At 69.2% G+C, this 17,314-nt stretch carries 5 protein-coding genes; 3 read left to right on the top strand and 2 right to left on the bottom strand.

All coding sequences use genetic code 11. The features are described from left to right. Positions 1-55 precede the first annotated feature (55 nt). Together ABZX92_RS30520 and ABZX92_RS30525 are read right to left on the bottom strand one after the other, a co-directional pair. Complete coding sequence (locus tag ABZX92_RS30520; protein WP_355566802.1) at positions 56-5,665, bottom strand: RHS repeat-associated core domain-containing protein; 5,610 nt, start codon at positions 5,663-5,665, stop codon at positions 56-58. Then, positions 5,662-12,306, bottom strand: coding sequence for a LamG domain-containing protein (locus ABZX92_RS30525; protein WP_355566805.1), 6,645 nt, complete (start codon positions 12,304-12,306; stop codon positions 5,662-5,664). Before ABZX92_RS30525 ends, ABZX92_RS30520 begins: the two co-directional genes overlap by 4 nt. A 202-nt stretch (positions 12,307-12,508) precedes the next feature. Here ABZX92_RS30525 and ABZX92_RS30530 point away from each other — a divergent pair, with 202 nt between their 5' ends. From ABZX92_RS30530 to ABZX92_RS30540, 3 genes are all read left to right on the top strand, one after another. Then, positions 12,509-15,529 carry an extracellular solute-binding protein gene (locus ABZX92_RS30530; protein WP_355566808.1) on the top strand — a complete coding sequence of 1,007 codons (3,021 nt, stop codon included), beginning with the start codon at positions 12,509-12,511 and terminating at the stop codon, positions 15,527-15,529. 257 nt (positions 15,530-15,786) lie between these two features. Continuing rightward, entirely contained in the window at positions 15,787-16,638 is an 852-nt protein-coding gene (locus tag ABZX92_RS30535) for a hypothetical protein (protein ID WP_355566811.1), read from the top strand. A 43-nt stretch (positions 16,639-16,681) separates the two neighbouring features. Beyond that, entirely contained in the window at positions 16,682-17,236 is a 555-nt protein-coding gene (locus tag ABZX92_RS30540) for an EF-hand domain-containing protein (protein WP_355566814.1), read from the top strand. Positions 17,237-17,314 lie beyond the last annotated feature (78 nt).

Consider the following 17,314-nt stretch of genomic DNA (forward strand, 5'->3'; position numbering starts at 1 on the left):
CACCGGTCCGGCAGCGCTGGGCTGCCGGACCGGTGATCTCGGTCAGGTCAGGACCTCAGGACCAGGAACGTCCTGTGGTGCCTTGGTTGATCCGGTCGTCCGCGGTTCCGGAGTTGGAACGGTCCCAAATCTGTTTGGGGTTGTTGACCGGGCTCCGCGGAGGTTGGGCTGGTCCGCCGCGCCGGTCCTTGTTCGGCCCGAGGCTGACTCGGACTTTGGACCTGCTCTCGACCAGCTTCTGGCACTGCTTCGGCATGGCGTTCGGACCGTTGCAGAACGATGCGAGCAGCGGGTCCGGCGGTGTCCGGAAGTTGCACAGGTTCTGCCCGTTGGGAGTGACCTTCGGGATGCACTCGTCGTCGGTCGGCTCGGACCGGACGGCTTCGCGGATCTCCTTCTCCTTCTTCCGCGCTTCCGCCAACTCGTGTTCGGTCGCGTGCTGGAAGTCCTTGACCACACCAACTCCGGCAACGGTCCCAGCCGTGAGCGTGAGCGACGTCTCGGTCGCTTTGACTCCGGCTTCAGCTGCTTCGGTCAACCTCATCGCGGCGCCGGCCACCTTGTAGGCAGCACCGACCACACCGGTCAGGCCCGCAGCCGCCGACAGCCAGATCGCCGTGGAATTGTGCTCGACCCCGCCGATCGTCGCGTCCGCCACGTTCATCACCAGTGACAGGCCCAGGCAGATGGCGAACGCGAAGCCGCCGACCGGCGTGAACAAGGTCGCCAGACCCAGGATCGCAGCGCCTCCGCTCAATATCGTGTGGAGCCACTTCCACGCCATTCCGTCCGGGTCGAACTTCGTGAGCGGGCTGTTGTCCGCATAGGTGTAGCCGTTCAGCTGCTGCGGGTTCTCCGTGTCCGCGACCGGGTCGACGGAGATGAACCTGCCGAGAGCGGCGTCGTACGCGCGGGCGCCCAGTTGGACGAGCCCGGCCATCGCGTCGATGGTCCCGCCGAGGAAGCCTCTCTCGCCCGGGAACGCGGCGGCCTCGCCACGTGGTGCGCCGAACGGCGACTGCCGCCTGTGCAAGACGCTGAGGTCACTGCTCTTGACCGCGATGTTCGCCGTGTTCTGCGGGTCACTCGCGATCCAGGTCAGACCGCCGGCATCGCGCATGGCGACGGTCTGCTCCCCCTGCTTGTAGTACCGGCTCGTTTCGATCTTGCCGTTCCCCTTGACCAGCCGCACTTCCTGACCGTCGAGGTACAGGGTGGTGCCGGTCGGATCCTTGCGGAGCAACCGCTGGTCGCCTGCGTTGTAGAGGAACTCGGTGGTGCTGGCGCCCTCGGTCACCTTCGTCAGGTGCCCTTCGGCGTCCCAGTCGAGCTTCTGCGCACCACTCGACAGGTTGCGAGCGGTGGTGTTGCCCACCGCGTCGTAGTCGAAGCTGTCCGTTTTCGTTCCGGACGGCGCCTTCGTCTCCACCGACTTGATGTTGTGCGCGCCGCCCGCGGGAGGGAAGACCGAAGTGCGCACGGTGTCACCAGCGGCGGCGTGCTGTGTTTCGGTCAGCCGGTTGCCGGACTTGTCGTAGGTGAACGACTGCCAGTACGGCGCCGGACCGGACAACGCGCCCGTAGTGGGGTTGGTGTCGCAGCCACTGCTCGGCGTCCAGGCCTGGGTGAGGCGCTGGAGGTAGTCGTATTCGAAGCACTGTCGATCCACCGGCTGCCCGGTCGGCTTGTCCACAATGGACTTGATGTTGCCGAACGCGTCGTAGTCGTAGTTGGTGTCGGACTGCATCGGGTTCGCCACTTCGGCATCGACGATGCTGCGCGTCAGCTGACGGGTGTTGGTGTCGTAGTAGCGCGACAGCCATACCCGCTTGCCGGTGTCACCCAGCTGCGTGCGGGCGAGTTCGCCGTACTTCGTGTACTGGGTGTCGGTGACGAGATGATCAGTTCTACCGTTGTAGCCACCACTGGTCGTGAGGATCTGACCGAGGTCGTTGTAGGAGAACTGCACCGCCTCCGCAGGCAACGACCCAGCGGCCGCGTACGTGTGGCTGGACAGGCTGCCGTCGAGGTTGTACTTGGCGTAGGACGTGTACGTGCCCGCAAGAGTCTGTTCGGTCTGCGGAATGCTCACCTCCACACCCAGAGGTTGGTTGAGCGCGTTGTAGCCGACCGTCGTCGACTTGTAGGCGGCGCCGTTCAGGTACCGGGTCGACGACGCGTCGAGTCCTTTGCCGAACGGCGCGGTGTCGTACTTCCACTCCACGAGTGTCGTCGCACCAGAAGCCACCTTGGACTTCCTGCCGAGGACGTCGAAGTCGAACGTGAGGGTCGTGCCGCGACCGTCGGTAGTCGACTTCACCTGTCCGGCCACGTCGTAGTTGATGGTGGAGGTTCCCTTGTCAGGGCTGACCACGCTGGTCTTCCGGCCGTGGAGGTCGTAGCCGTAACGCCACACGCTGCCCGCCGCATCCGTGACGCTCTCCCGCCGGCCTGCCGTGGAGTACGTGTACTTGGTGCTGTCGAACTCGCTGGTCAGCACAGCTCCGTGGTACTGACGCAGCTCGACGGCGTTGCCGCGCGCGTCGTTGATCGCGGTCGTCGGCGTGCCGCCCTGCGGCGGGACGACATGCACCCGGTCACCTCCGTACTGGGTGGTGGTCCGCCACTTCTCGGTGGCGCCGGCTTTGGTGATCTTCGCTTGCTCGCGACCCGCCCCGTCGTGTTCGAGCACGGTCTGCTGGGCGATGTCCACGTCGCCGGCGACCCACAGCGTTCCGTCGACGGCCTGGTCGTTGAAGTACGGCATCGTCGTCTTGAACGCCCGGTTCTGCGAGTCGTACCGGGTGTCGACGATGAGCCTGCCGCCGCCGTTCGCCGGGGACTGCGTCTGGCGAAGCCTGAGCAGCCCGTCGTAGAGGTTGTTCACCGTCAGGTAGTTGCCGTTCGGCCCGATCCGGGTCTCGCTGACGACCGTGGGTGCGTCGTTGTGGTACGTGTACGAGTACCGGTAATTGCCTCGCACACCGGTCGCCTTGTCCCGGTTGGGCAGCCAGACCTCGGTCTTGTTGCCGAGCGCGTCGTAGCTCGTCTCGGTCTTGCGGTCGTTGGCGTCGACGGAGATGGTTTCCTGACCGTGGAACGGTTCCAGGGTCGTCGTGGTGACGTGGCCCGCCGGGTTCGTGGTGACGGTCTGCCTGGTCGGACCGCCGGCTTCCGGCACGTACTTCGTGGTCGTCACCCGGCCCAGCGCGTCTCCTGTCCCGGTGGGTCGGCCGTGGGCGTCGTAGGTCGCGGTGGACTTCAGCGTGTAGACCGGCTTCGTCGCCGGCCGCTGGTCCAGGTCCTCGACCCTGGTGGGGTTGCCGGCGTCCGGTGCCTGACCGAAGGCTTTGCCGTCGTAAGCCGTGATCGTGTCGGAGATGGCGTCCTTCGGGAAGGACGGGGTCGCGGTGCACGCGACCGCCAGGACCTCGGTTCGCGCAACCGGGTTGAGCAGCCACTTGCCGGTGTTCTGGCTGTAGGTGGTCCGGTTGCACCTGTCGTCGGTCGCGACGGAGATGTCGCCCAGGTCGCTGGCGCTCGTCAACAGGCCGTTGTCGTCATAGGACTGTTCGGACCTGGTCTTGCGCCAGCCACCGGCGGCCAGCAGCGTGTAGCCGCTCACCACGCCCTGGCGAATCTGGTAGGCCTTGATCGTGCCGCGGGTAGCGGTCGGGCCGTGGACGTACGGCGTGGAGATCGTCTTTTCGAGGATGCCGTCGCCCTCTCCGTCGTGCACCTGCGACTCGTACTCCTGGCCGCGCAGCCACTCCTCGTCGAGGCGGGTTCCGCCTTCGGAGTCGGTCACCTCGACCGGCGGCCGGACCCCGTTGTTCGGCAGCTTGTCGCCGTTCATGCCGCGGTAGAAGTACTTCTCGGTCATGGTGACCGGGCCCGCCGGGTCGTCCGGCTTGCCCTTGCGGATCTTCACATCGCTGAAGCCGCGGAAGTCGTTCCAGGTGCGCTTGTCGTCCTTGGTGAACTCCGACCTGTCGTAGGCCCAGCCGGCGCCACCGATGTACTCGTAGCTCGTGACCTGCTCGGTGTTGGCCGAGATGCGGTCGGAGGACGTCACCTGGTCGACGACGTACTTGTGGAAGTAGTCCAGGCGTTCGGACTGGTCCTTCTTCGCCCACCACTGCGGGAAGCAGCGCTGGGTGTTGGACTCCGGGTTGGCCGGGAGGGCGTTGTCGGCGCAGTCCGGGGCGTGATACTTCACCGTGGTGACGCCGCCCGCCTCGGAGACGATCGCCGTCACGCGGTAGCGCAGCAGCGGGCCGATGCCGTCGACCTTGGCGACCCGGTTGGGCATCTTGGTGCCCTCGAAGGTCACCGGCGGCAGGTCGATCGGTGTGCCGGCGAGGCCGGTGTGGGTGATGCCGCGAAGCCACAGGGCGGGTTTCTCGCCGTCACCGGTCTTCGGGAACTCCTGGTTCAGCTGCCAGCGCTCGACGTCGGCGTAGCCGGTGCCGTTCCACACCTTCGTCGTGATCTTGTCGAGCCGCCGGGAGTCCCAGAACGTGGGCGCGCGGTGCTCGGCGTCGCACTTCGGGCCGTCGCACTTGTCCTTCCAGGTGACGTCCGGCCAGTTGTCGAGCTTGTCCGGCGTGCACTCACTGTCCGGCACGCAGCGGTCGGCGGTGGCGAACTCGACCAGACCGGTGGCGTGCTGGTCGGAACCGTCGCGCAGGCCGTACTCCGCGGACTTCAGCGTGCCGCCGCGGACGTAGGGAACCGCGGTGTCGGTGTTGTTCAGGCCGTAGTTGTTCGTCTCCGTCTCGTAGTTGTAGACGATGCTGTTGCCGTTGCGGTCGACCACCTTGTCGAGGTTCCAGCGCCAGGCCTGCACGCAGTGCGACGCGGCGAACGTGGCCTGGTGGCAAGGCTCGCCGGCGTCGTCGCCGAAGACCGGGACCGTCCAGGTCGACTGCGCGTCCTTGCGGGAACCGAAGAAGTACTGCGTGCCGTCTACGGTGGTGATCCGCCACGACTCGCCGTCGTCGTCCCCGTTGTCCTTGCCGGTGAGGCGCTCGATGCGCGAGCCGTCGTCCGACCTGGCCCGCCACTCACCGCTCTGGTCGTCGCGGACGAGCTCGGAGCTGCTGCCGCCGTAGGAGGCGGTGGCGTTGTCGCTGCGCCAGCAGAGGTCGCCGACCTCCTTCGGCGGCGTCGTGCCTCCCGTGGTGTCGTCGGCGCACGGCCGGTAGGTGCGCTCGACGAACCCGACGCCGAGGCTCCAGCCGTCGCCGACCCACGAGGCCTGGTTGTTCGTCGCGCTGGTTCGGCCGTCCACAGAGGACGACGTGTAGGACAGGGCCAGCTTCGGCTCCAGGCCGCCAGGAGCGGGTGGCACGCGCAGCGGGTACGACCAGCTGAAGTCGCCGGTCTGCGCGGACACGTCCCACGTCGCCGACGGCGCCAGCGGTGTCGCCCTGTTGTTGCCGCCGCCGTCGGGAGAGGTGCCGCCCGGCTGGTTGCCGCGCAACGCTTCCTTCGACGCCTGGTCCTGGTCCCGGGAGCCCATCTTCTGCTCGGTCACCGGGGTGGACGGGGTGGTCGGCAACCCGACCGACGGCTGGCCCGCGAGTGCGGCCGAGACGACCGTCACGCTGACCACCGACGCGGTCAGCACCGCGGGCAGGAGTCTTGCCAGAAGTCTCTTCACTTGTCCCCCATGGGTTCGAACACCGCCGTGTCCGCGGGCACCGAGGTGAGCGCGTACCCGAGCAGGCGATCCACCGGCTGCCCCTCGCAACCGGGGTCGGTCGAGATCATGCTGTCGCCGCCGGTCACGGCACAGCGGTACACCGCGCGGGTCGACGTGCCGGAGGGCGTTGTCCTGATGGCACCGATCGCAGCCAGCACCGTCTTGCCCTCACAGGCCGCGTCGGCCGACACGAAGTGGTCATAACCGTTGCGGCAGCTGAACAACTGCTGGGTGCCCGCGACCGGTGCGAGCGCCAGGAACCCGTGGCTGCTCTCGGTGCGGAACGACGGCGGGGCCGCGCCGGTGGTGCTGACGTGGTCGTAGCCGTCGAGGCTGTAGCGGGTGAAGTCGCCGTACGCCAGCGTGTAGCCCAGCAGGCCGTCCGACGTCGCGCCGTCGCAGTTCGCGGCGTCGAAGCGGTCGGTCGCCGTGTGGCAGCGGTACAACGGCGTGGTCGGCAGGTTCAGCGGCTGCACCGTGTAGACCAGGCCCAGCTCACCGATCTTGGTCTGGCCCTCGCAGGCCGGGTCCGCCGAGGTGAACGAGTCCGTGCCGGTGCGGCAGGCGGACAACGGCCTGGTGTTGGGACCTGCCGCCGCGAACATCCCGAAGAGGGCGTCGAAGTGGTAGCCCTCGCGGACGTCGTCGGTGCGGCCGGTGTACCGGTCGCCCGCCGCGTTCACGAACCGACCGGCCTGGCCTGCCTTGGGCGCTCCCCAGCCACCCCGATCGCTGATCAGCCGGTCGGTGACCACGCCCTCGCCGACGCGGACCTCGTCGAGCGCGCCCGCGAAGTAGCCGGAGGAAGCACCGTTGGTCCGGTCCCGGCCGATGGCGATCTTGCCGGTCGCCCGCCACAGCGCCACGTTGTCCCGCGAGCCGGCGAGCTGGCCGTCGACGTAGATCCGCAGCTGCCGCCCCGCGAAGTCGTAGACGCCGGTCACGTGCGTCCACTCGTTCACCTTGGGAGGCACCAACGACGCGGCGTACACGAGTCCCGCGTTGTCGCTGTCCGACGCGGCCGCACCGAAGATCCAGCGCTTGACATCAGGGCGGTACTGCAACGCCCAGCCGCTCGTCCGGTCGCCGTCCTGACTCGCGATCGTGGCGACCCGGTCGTCCCGGTCCAGCTTCGCCCAGCCGGAGACGGTGAAGCTGTCCCGCATGGACAGACCGGCCGGCGTCGAGAGCGCACCGTTCACGCCGTCGAGCCGCAGCGCCTGGCCGCTCACGCCCGGCACGAAGCTCGTGCCGCCGCTGAGCACACCTTCGGTCCTGCGCCACGACGAGTCCTTCGCCGTCCCGTCGTCGAACCGGTAGTAGCCGAAGTCGGCGTCCGGCACGTCGTCGTGCACCCTGCGCGCCTCGCCGTCGCTGATCGCCTTGGTGTACAGGCGAACCTCGTCGACGCTGCCCTGGAAGAACGCGGCGTTCGCGCCGTTCCACTTCGCGCGGCCGATCGACAACGGCCCGGACGACGGCAGCACGGTGATGCCCGTCTGCGCGACCGACAGCATGCCGTTCACGTAGAGCCGCACCTGGTGCAGGTTCGCGTCGTAGGACAGGGCCAGGTGCGTCCACTCCCCGGCCGCGGCCGGTTCCGTGGAGTTCAGGACGGACACCGCGGCGTCGTCCTTGTCGGCCGACGGCACCTGCACCGCCCACTTCTTCGTCGTTCCGTTGTACAGCAGCGAGAACGCGCTCAGCCGCGACCCGTCCTGGCCGAGCACGGTCCGGTTGGCCGTGCCCGCGTCGGTCAGGAACGCCCACGCCGCAACGGAGAAGCTCTTGCCCGTGTCGAACGCCGACGGCGTCTCGGCGTAGCCCGACGTGCCGTCGAACCCGGCCGCCGGACCGTTGCGCCCGCCCGGCCAGCTGGTGCCGCCCTTGAAGGTCAGCGCCTGGGCGTGCCCGGTGCTGTCCGTGCCGTTCTGGTCGAGCTTGAACGAGCCCGCGTCCGCCACCGGCAGGGTCGCCGCGCCACCTTCCGCGGGATAGCCGCGGTACAGCGCGGAGATCCGGTCCTTGTCCAGCTGGCCGTTGTAGAGGCGGACGTCGTCGACGCTGCCCGGCCAGAACTCGCCGGCCTTGCCCCGGCCCATGGACAGACCGCTCGCGGCGGGCCACGCGTTGTTCAGCGTGCCGTCACCGACCCGGGTTCCGTCGACGTACAACCACATCTTCTTCGTCGCCGGGTCGTACACGCCGACCAGGAACGTCCACTTGTCGAGCTCAGAGGACAACGTCGACACCGCCGCCTTGGTGATCGGCGCGTTCACGTCGTCGGACTCGGGCATCTCGAACGTCCACGCGCCGAACAGGTTGTTGTCCCGGTCGACGATGTGGCCGAGCCGGAACTTGCTGGTGGCCTGACCGTCCGCGGTGACCGCGTCGACCCGGCACCCGGCCGGGTTGGCGGTCAGGTCGCAGTCCTTGCGTTGCAGCTTCACCCACGACGAGACCGTGAAGGCCTGGTCGGTGCGCAGGTCCACCCCCGTGGTCGTGGCGGAGTCGTCCACGCCGTCGAACGTGACGGCGTTGCCGACCCGTCCTGGAGTGAACGTCGCCCCGTTCAGGGTCGCGGCCCTGGCGCCGACCGAGTCCGCGGCGTTGCGGCCGCTGGACTCGTCGAACCGGTAGCTGTGCACCAGCGACAGGTCACGTCCCGCCATCGCCTGGACCTCACCGGCGAAGAGCGTGCGGGAGTAGGCGGAGACGTCGTCGATGGCGCCCTTGAAGTACTCGGTGTACCCGGTCTGCTTCGCGCGGCCGATCTGCAGGCCGCCCGCGGCGTTCCAGCTCTGCGTGTGTGCCACCGAACCGGCCAGCACACCGTTGATGTAGAGCAGGATCTGCTTGGCTCCCGCGTCGTACACGCCGGCCAGGTGCGTCCACTGTCCGATCTGGACGGTTCCGCCGCTCACCTCGTCCCTGCTCGTGGTGTCCGTCGCCGTGTCGGCGTTGTACATCACGAAGCCCCACTTGCCGTCCGGCCGCGCCCGCAGCTTGAAGCCGCTGGTCTTGCTGCCGTCCTGGGACACCACGGCGGGCGAACCGCCCGACGCGTCGAGCCTGGCCCACGCCGCCACGGAGAAGCTCCGGTCGGTGTCGACCACGTGCGGTGCGGAGACCGCGTTCGTGCTGCCGTCGAGCCGGACCGCGAGGTCGGCCGGGTCCGGCATCGCCGACTGCCCGGCGATGTAGCCGGGGGTGGCGACCGGCGTGCCGTGCAGGCCGCGCGGCGAGGAGTCCTGCGTGTTGCCGTCCAGCTTCCAGTTGCCGACGGAGACGGCGTCACGGCCGACGATGCCGCGCACCTCCTCCTCGGACACCACACGGCTGAACGCGCGCACCTCGTCGATCCCGCCACGCCACTGGTGGCCGACGTTGTTGTTCCACTTGCCGCGGCCCATCAGCAACGGGCCGGTGGCGTTGAAGCCCTTGGTGCGCGGGCCGGAACCGGCGAGCACACCGTTGACGTACAACCGGATCTGCTTCGCGGGTGCGTCGTACACACCGGTGAGGTGGGTCCACGTGCCGAGCTGCGCGGGTGCCGAGCTCCACACGCCCTCGTCCGCCGGCCGGTCGACCGCGTCGGCGCTCGGCAGGTAGAACTCCCACTTGCCACCGCTGTCCGCGTTCTGCCGGTAGCCCAGGTAGAAACCGCTGATCACGGCACCTTCCTGGGTGACGGCCGCGTCCGGCAGGCCCGGCGCCAGGGCCTGGTCCTGACGCACCCAGGCGGACACCGAGAAGCTCTGGTCCGTGCGCACCGCCGGAGCACCCGTGGACACGAAGTCCGCCGGGTCGTCGAGCTGCAGGGCGCCGTTCACGGCCCCGCTCGTGGTGAACTTCGCGTTGCCCTGCAACACACCGGCGTTGCCACCGGCCACGGTGTTCGCCGCCGTGGTACCGCTCTCGTCGTCGAACTTCCAGTACCCGACCTGGACGTTGTCGCGGCTGACCGCGGCGCGGACCTCGGTGTCGGTCAGGATCCGGTCGTAGATCTTCACCTCGTCGACGGCGCCGTCGAGGTAGTCGATGGCGGGGTTGCCGTCGTAGATCGTGCGGCCGATCCGCAGCAGGCCGGTGCTGTTCACCGGCGGCGCGGACAGCGTGCGGGTGGTGGAGAGCTCGCCGTTGACGTACAACCGCAGCTGCTTCTTGGCCGCGTCGTACACCGCGGTGAGCTGGGTCCACGCGCCGAGCTGCGCCGGTGACGAGGACCAGGCCATGTCGGCCCACTTGTCCGACGTGGCCGGGTTGATCATGCCGAACACCCAGCGGCCGCCGTTGTCGGGGCGGTACCAGAGGTTCAGGCCCGCGAACCGGTCGCCGTCCTGGCTGATGATCGCGCGCGAGCCGGTGCCGTTGTCGACCCGGACCCAGGTGGACACGCTCAGGCTCGCGTCGGTGCGCACGGTGTTCGGCGCGCTGACGTACGCGGCGGACCCGTTGAGGTCGATGGCCGAACCGACCGCGCCACCGGTGTAGGTCGCGGAACCGCTGAGCGTGCCGTGCCGGTCGCCGAGGAACGCGGTGTCCTGCGCGTTGCCCTCGAACGACCACTGCGCGAGCGGGCCGTTGCCGGCGCGCACGTAGAGGTGCAGCTTCTTCACCGGGCTGCGGTGCCCGGCCCGGTCGACGCTCTGCACGGACAGGTCGCGCGGGCCGTCACCGGGCGGCAGGATGCTCACGGATGCCTTGCCGCCCAGCGCGTCCGCGTCGACCGGGGTCGACGGCAGGTCGTTCCAGCCGTACAGGAAGTGGTCCACATCGGACACTCCGGCCGCGTCGAACGTGAACGTGCCGGGCACGCCGACACCGCCGTGCCAGCGGTTGTCATCCTGGTACAGCACGCTCGTCACGCCCGGCGCCTTGTCCGGAGCGTTCCGGTCGACGATGAATTCACCGCCGCTCTTCCACGGCCCGCCGGTCGCCTCGTCGCTGCCGAACAGCGTCCAGTTCAGGTGATGACCGTTCTCCTGGCGCAGGTCGACGTCGGTGCTGAAGATCTCGCCGGAGCCCAGCGTGGGGCCTTCATGGTGCACGGCCGCGTTGCCGCCGCGAATGTCCCAGTTCGCGGTGAGCTGGTCGTTCTCCGCGTCGGTGAGCTGGCCCTGCAACCGGATGAAGTCGTCACCGACGTAAGGCGTGCCACCGCACCACTTGCAGGCGGCCAGCGGCGGGTCCGTGGTCAGGTCCGACGGCTCCTCCGGCCGGGTGTTGTACTTGACGACGATCTTCGTCTGCGCGGCGTCGTACTTGCGCCACGCGTCCTGGTTGTCCTCGAAGGTCGCCCGGATGAAGTACGCGGACCACCCGGACTGGTTGATCGCGAGCTTCTCCTGCATCCCGAGGTTCCAGCCGATGGACTTGTTGCCCGCGCAGCCGGTGTAAACGCTTTCCGCGAGGTTCCGGTCGACGAACCAGCCGCCGGGGGCGTTGTTCCACGTCGTGTTCTCGCCGAACGTGTCGTCCGCCATCCACAGCTCGTGGTTGCTGGTGTCGCACTTCGGGCCGTAGACGATCGTCGCGTCGAGCTCGGCCTCGAGGACGTCCTTGCCCTCCAGGAACGACGTGTCGAACTGGAAGTAGCTGCGCGCGACGTCGATGCCGTTGCAGCCGGGCCAGCTCTGGCAGCGGCCGACCTTCGCCCAGGTGTCGACGTCGTTGGCGCCGTACCAGTGCTTGCTGTCCGGCTTGCCCTTGAAGACCTTCGTCCAGTCGCTGCGGTCGTTGGCGTACCAGTCCGGGTCGATGGTGAGCGGGAACTTCGCGGCCGGGTCGGCCAGCAGAGCCTGGTCCGGCACGAGCGTCAGCGAGTCCGCGGTGACCTCGACGCCGACCCCGGCCTCCCGATCACCGGCCGCGTCCCACATCGACGCGGGCGGCGTGGCGAACACGACCTTGCCGTCGGCGCCGACGGCCTGCACCGCGTTGCCCGCCGTCCGGACCGCGAGCCCGTCGGCGACGAGCCCGAACCGCACTCGGGCCAGCGCCGGGTTGCGCGCCGCTTCCGCGTTCTTCACCACGAGGTGCTGCACCACGCCGTCGGCCTCGGCTTTGAGCACGAGGTCGACGCCGGGGAAGACCTCGGCGTAGGTGGCGTTCGCGCCGTCCAGCCGCGGTACGGGCAGCGGCGACGGCCAGGTCAGCGCGACGGAACGCCCAGCCGTGCCGTAGCGCAACAACGGCGCGTCCGCCCCACCGCCGGACAGCACGAGGTCGGTGAGCACGGCCTCGGGCGCGACCGTCCGGTCCGGCCGCGTGGTCAGCGCGGCGTTGATCGGCAGCCACTTCTCGCCCCGCCGCACCTGCTTCGGCTGCGTGTACAGCTCCGCCTTCAGCGTGCCGTCCGGTTGCGCGGAAACGGTGCGGGTCGGCGTCCCCAGTGACGTGACCAGCACCGGTTCGTGCTGCCTGCGCGCGGCCGCGAGCGCGGTACCGGTGGCGGCGGCCTCGGTGATCCGAGGTTCGTCCTGCTGTTCGTTCTTCGTCGCGGACGGCACCACGGCGAGCGTCGCCCCGGTGAGCACGAGCACGAGACCGGCGGCCAGCCGTCTCAGACCGCGCGGACGTGAATGTGAACTCAGCACTGCCCAACCCCCTGATGTGCGAACGTGCCCCCCGAGCTGCGCAGACCCTTCACCGGCCGCGTTGCAGAATCGTTGAACACCTGGTCAGGGGCGATGGGACGGGCCGGGTGGCAAACGAACACGGATAGTGCGAAACCCGTAACCGCGCGCCGTCGTTGGCCGATGATGAAGGGAACGACCGACGAGCAGGGGGAGCCTCGAGTTGCAGAAGCGCCGGATCGTGGCGGGTGTCGTGCTCGCCGCAGCCGCGGTGTCGTTGGTCGTGTTCCTGGTGCTGCAGGGGCTGGACCGCGCGGACAAGCTGGGCAGTGTCGTCAGCGCTCTGGTCGCCGTGATCAGCCTCTGGTTCCTGCTGCCGAAGCCCGGCGGTGATCCGCTGACGCTCCTCGACGCGCTGGAGCTGGCACCGCTGCAGCGCGACGATCCGCGCAAGATCGGCGAGTACGCGCTGCTGGGCAGGCTGGGACCCGGGTCGATGGGGGTCGTGTACCTGGGCGCCGACCGCAAGCAGGGACGGCTGGCGGTCGTCAAGGTGCTGGGTCCCGATCTCGCCGGCAACCCCGTCAGCCGGAAGCGGTTCGGGCGGGAGTTGCGGTCCGTCGACAAGATGGGCAAGGAGGCGGGCGGCGAGTTCCCGACGTTCTTCGACGGCAACGCCGACGCGGAGCGGCCGTGGTTCGCCACGGAGTACCTGCCGAGCCTGCCGTTGCACCAGCTCGTGTCCAAGGCCAGCCCGTGGCGTCCGGCGGCCGTGGCGTGGCTGGCCGGTGCGGTCGCGGCGAAGCTGCGGCTGATCCACGGCAAGGGGCTGGTGCACCGGGATCTGAAGCCCGCCAACGTGTTGCTGGGCGTCGAGAACGTCTGGATCATCGACCTCGGCATCGCGAAGAACCCCGACGACGTGGACATCACCCGGCACGGGACGGTCGGCACGCTCGCGTTCATGTCGCCGGAGCAGGCGCGCGGAACCGAGAAGATCACACCGGCGAGCGACGTGTTCTCGTTGGGTGCGCTGCTGGTGTACGCGGCGACCGGCACACCGCCGTTCGGGAACGAGCAGGAGAGCACCACCAGCCGGATCCTGACCGCGGAACCGGATCTGAGCGGGCTCGCGGGCTGGGACAGCACGCTCACGGCGCTGATCCGCCGGTGCCTGGACAAGGATCCCGCCAAGCGGCCGTCGCTGCAGGAGATCATCGACGGGTGCGCGCCCTTCGCCGGTACCGCACCGGAATGGGTGCGCGAGCGGGCGGCGAGGCGCAGGGCGGCGTTGAAGGCCGCGCAGGAGCAGGGACCCGTGGTTCCGCTGTGGCGGCAGGCCAGGGCGCGGTGGACCGCGCTCGCCGCGGTCGTCGCGCTGCTGGCGTTCGCCCTCGTGCCCGTCTTCCCCTGGGGGTCCGACGGCGGAGCGACCGCGGCGACCCTGCCCACCTGCGACGCGACGCCGGACCTGGCGTTGACCGTGGCCGTGTCCGCGGACAAGAGCGAGCTGTTCAAGGAGATCGCCGGCGAGTACGGCACGCGGTCCGCCGACGGGCACTGCGTCCAGGTCTCGGTCATCGAGCTGAACTCCGGCGCCGCCGCGAACACGCTGGCGCGCGGGTGGAACGACTCGGACGGTCCGCGCCCGGACGTCTGGTCGCCTGCGTCGAGCGAGTGGCTGGACATCGCCCGCGACCGCGCCACGGGCAACGCGAACGCCACGGCGGTGCTGCCGGCGAAGACGCGCGGCGCGGTCGTCACGTCCCCCGTGGTGATCGCCATGCCGAAGCCGATGGCGGAGGCGCTCGGCTGGCCCGGCACGAAGGAGGTCAGCTGGCGGACGCTCGCGGACCTCGCGACCGACGCGCAGGGCTGGGGCCGCTACCAGAAGGACTGGGGCCCGTTCCGGCTCGGCAAGACGAACCCCAACTACTCGACCTCGGGTCTCAACGCGACCATCGGCGCCTTCCACGCGTTCCGCGCCAACACCGACTCGTCCGGGCCGTTGCAGGACAGCGACGTCGACGATCCGGCCGCGCGCACGTTCGTGCAGGACATCGAGCAGTCGATCGTGCACTACGGCGAGACGAGCCTGCACTTCCTGCGCAACCTCCGCACCGCGGAACGCAAGGGGCAGGTGCTCTCCTACATCTCGGCGCTCACCGTCGACGAGAGCTCGATGCTGGCCTACAACGCCGGCTACCCGAGCGGCGCACTGTCCACAGAGGACCCGCGCGAGGGCGAACCCGCCACCAAGCTGGTCGCGATGTACCCCAAGGAAGGCACGATCTTCCACGACCACCCGTACATCGAGCTGACGTGGCCGCAGGCACCGAAGGCGAAGCGGGAGGTCAGCGAGGACTTCCTGCGCCACCTGCTGTCCCCGAAGGCGCAGAAGCGGTTCGGGCAGCTGGGTTTCCGCGCTCCCTCGCACGCGTCCGGCGAGCTCGCCACCGACGCCAACGGCGTCTCCCCCGCCGTCAGGGTGAAGGAGATGCAGACGCCGTCCGCGCGCACGCTGGACAAGGTGCTGACCGCGTGGAGTGCCGTGCGCAAACCGGCGAACGTCCTGTTCGTCGTCGACACTTCCGGCTCGATGAAGTTCGGCGTGACCGCCACCGAGGTCGAGAAGCAGACCTGTGAACCCGAGCTGAGAAAACGGGATCCGGAGACCCAGTACTGCCCGTCCAAGATCGAGCTGATCAAGAAGTACCGCGGCGAGATCGTCAACGGGTTCACCGACTCTGACCGCCTCGGCCTGTGGAACTTCTCCACCGCGGGCGCCGCCGGAACGGGCCCCGGCTGCCACGGTGACCACTGCGAGCTGCTGCCGGCCAGCCCGCTCAGCGAGGTCCGGCGCCAGGAGATCGCGAAGCAGATCAGGGCGCTGCCGGCGGAGGGCGGGACGGGGTTGTTCGACACGGTCGACCAGGCCGTGACGACCATGCGGCAGAACCTCGACAAGAAGGCGATCAACGCCGTCGTGCTGCTCACCGACGGCCGCAACGACAAGAGCACCGGCCTGAACCTCGACCAGCTGCTCGACCGCATCAAGATCACCGCGGGCGCCGAGCCGGTGCGCGTGTTCACGATCGCCTACGGGTTCGCGTCCGACGAGGACGCCAGAGGACGCGAGGAGCTCAAGAAGATCGCCGAGGCGACCGCGGCGGGAGCCTACGAGGCCAAGGATCCCGGCACGATCGCGGACGACCTGGTAGCGGCGATCACGTCGAACTTCTGATCACCGGGGCGGGTCTTCGTCCCGCTGCACTCCGCAGACGAGTGCGGCCAGCAGCACCAGCAGCACTTCGACCGCCCGGACGGACAACAACGATGTCTCCACCGAGATGTGCATAGGACTTCCTCTCCACCAAACGCTGTTGGTTCGACGATGACGTCCGCGGCTCCGGCCGTCATCCTCCTGTTCAGGAGGGCCGCGCGAGGACGTTGCCCCGCCCTGGGCCGTGTGCTGCAATGAGACGATCTCCAGGGGGTGGCGTGCACTTCAACGACGAGGTGGACTGGCCGGAAGTGTTGCGGGGCCACATCTCCCGCCCGAGTCTCGCCGACCCGCGCAACCCGCGGCGGTCCGTGTACCTCGCCACGATGTCGTTCCTCGAAGGCGGCCTCAGGGAGATCGACGACCAGCTCGCCGGCCGCAGCGCGCGCAGCCGCGACGAGCTGGTGAGCGCCCGGCTGACGCGGGACATCGTGGTGCGCCGGGCGGCCGGGGTCGCGCGCGAGCTGCCGCAGGTCGTGCACGCCGGCGAAGGGGCGTTCCGCGACCGGTGGCCGGGCAACGGCGGCATGGCGAACTACTTCATGTGCCTCATCAAGTACACGTGCACCGCGCCGCGCTGGGGCCTGTTCCTCGACTACGGCCCGCGCCGGGCACTCGCCGAGCTGCCCGCGGTGCACGAGGGCCGGCTGGAGCTCACCGACCTCATCTCGAAGATCGCCACGCACGACCTGCGGATGCGCATCCGGCTGGCGAGGTACTGGCTGTTCCAGCTCTCGCTGACCATCGACGCCAAGTGGCAGGCCGTCGCCACCACCGCGTACCGCGAGCTGCTCGACGCGTACTCGACGCGGTGGGCGCCGGTGTACGAGCGGGGCCTGCACCTGCTCGGGGTGCGGTTCCGCCCTGGCGTCACCCCGGCGAGGCTCAGCATGATGGTGTCCGCGCAGACGGCCGGCTTCGCCCAGCACATCGCGGCCACCGGCGACAACACGACGGACAACCGCGACCTGTTCGTGGCGTCCGTCCAGGCGCTGATCTACGCCGCGCTCGACCCCGGCGACGGACGCGGCGTCGCGGAGGCGTTGCGCGGGATCCTGCGCGACCGGTGACTGCGTTTGCGTCCGGCGGCGTCTGCGGCCAGAGTCTGCGGTCATGAACGAGGTTCTGCTGCACAGGATCGCGACGACATTCGACCACTACGACGTCAACGGCAACGGCGTCATCGAGCTCGCGGACCTCTACGCGCTCGCCCACCGGTTGCTGAGGGCGTTCGGCGAGCCCGTGTCCTCGGAGCGCGGCCGGGAGCTGGTCGAGACGAGCGACCGGTTCTGGGAGACGCTGCTCGAGCACTGCGACGCCGACCGGGACGGCCGGATCACGCTTCCCGAGTACCGCGCGGCGATGCTGGCCGCGTTCGTCGACGTGGACGAGTTCGACGACCTGTTCCTGGAGGTGTCCGAGTCGTTGCTGGCGCTCGCGGACACCAACGGCGACGGGCGGGTCGAGGAGGCCGAGTTCCAGGTGCTGCTGCAGGCCCGCGGGCTGTCCGAGGCGGAGTGCAGGACCGCGTTCGAGCACGTGGACACCGACGGCGACGGCTCGATCAGCCTGCAGGAGTACGTCGACGCGGTGCACGACTACTACACGAACCCGACCGAGGACACGCCCGGCAGCTGGCTGTACCCGCGGTCGATGCAGGCGGTCTGACCGGGCGACGGCCTGCACTCGCAGGCCGTCGCTCGAAGGCGAGATGCTGCTCACACGTCTACCCGGCTGCTCCGCAAC

This window comes from Lentzea sp. NPDC006480, assembly GCF_040611995.1.
GTDB lineage: Bacteria > Actinomycetota > Actinomycetes > Mycobacteriales > Pseudonocardiaceae > Lentzea.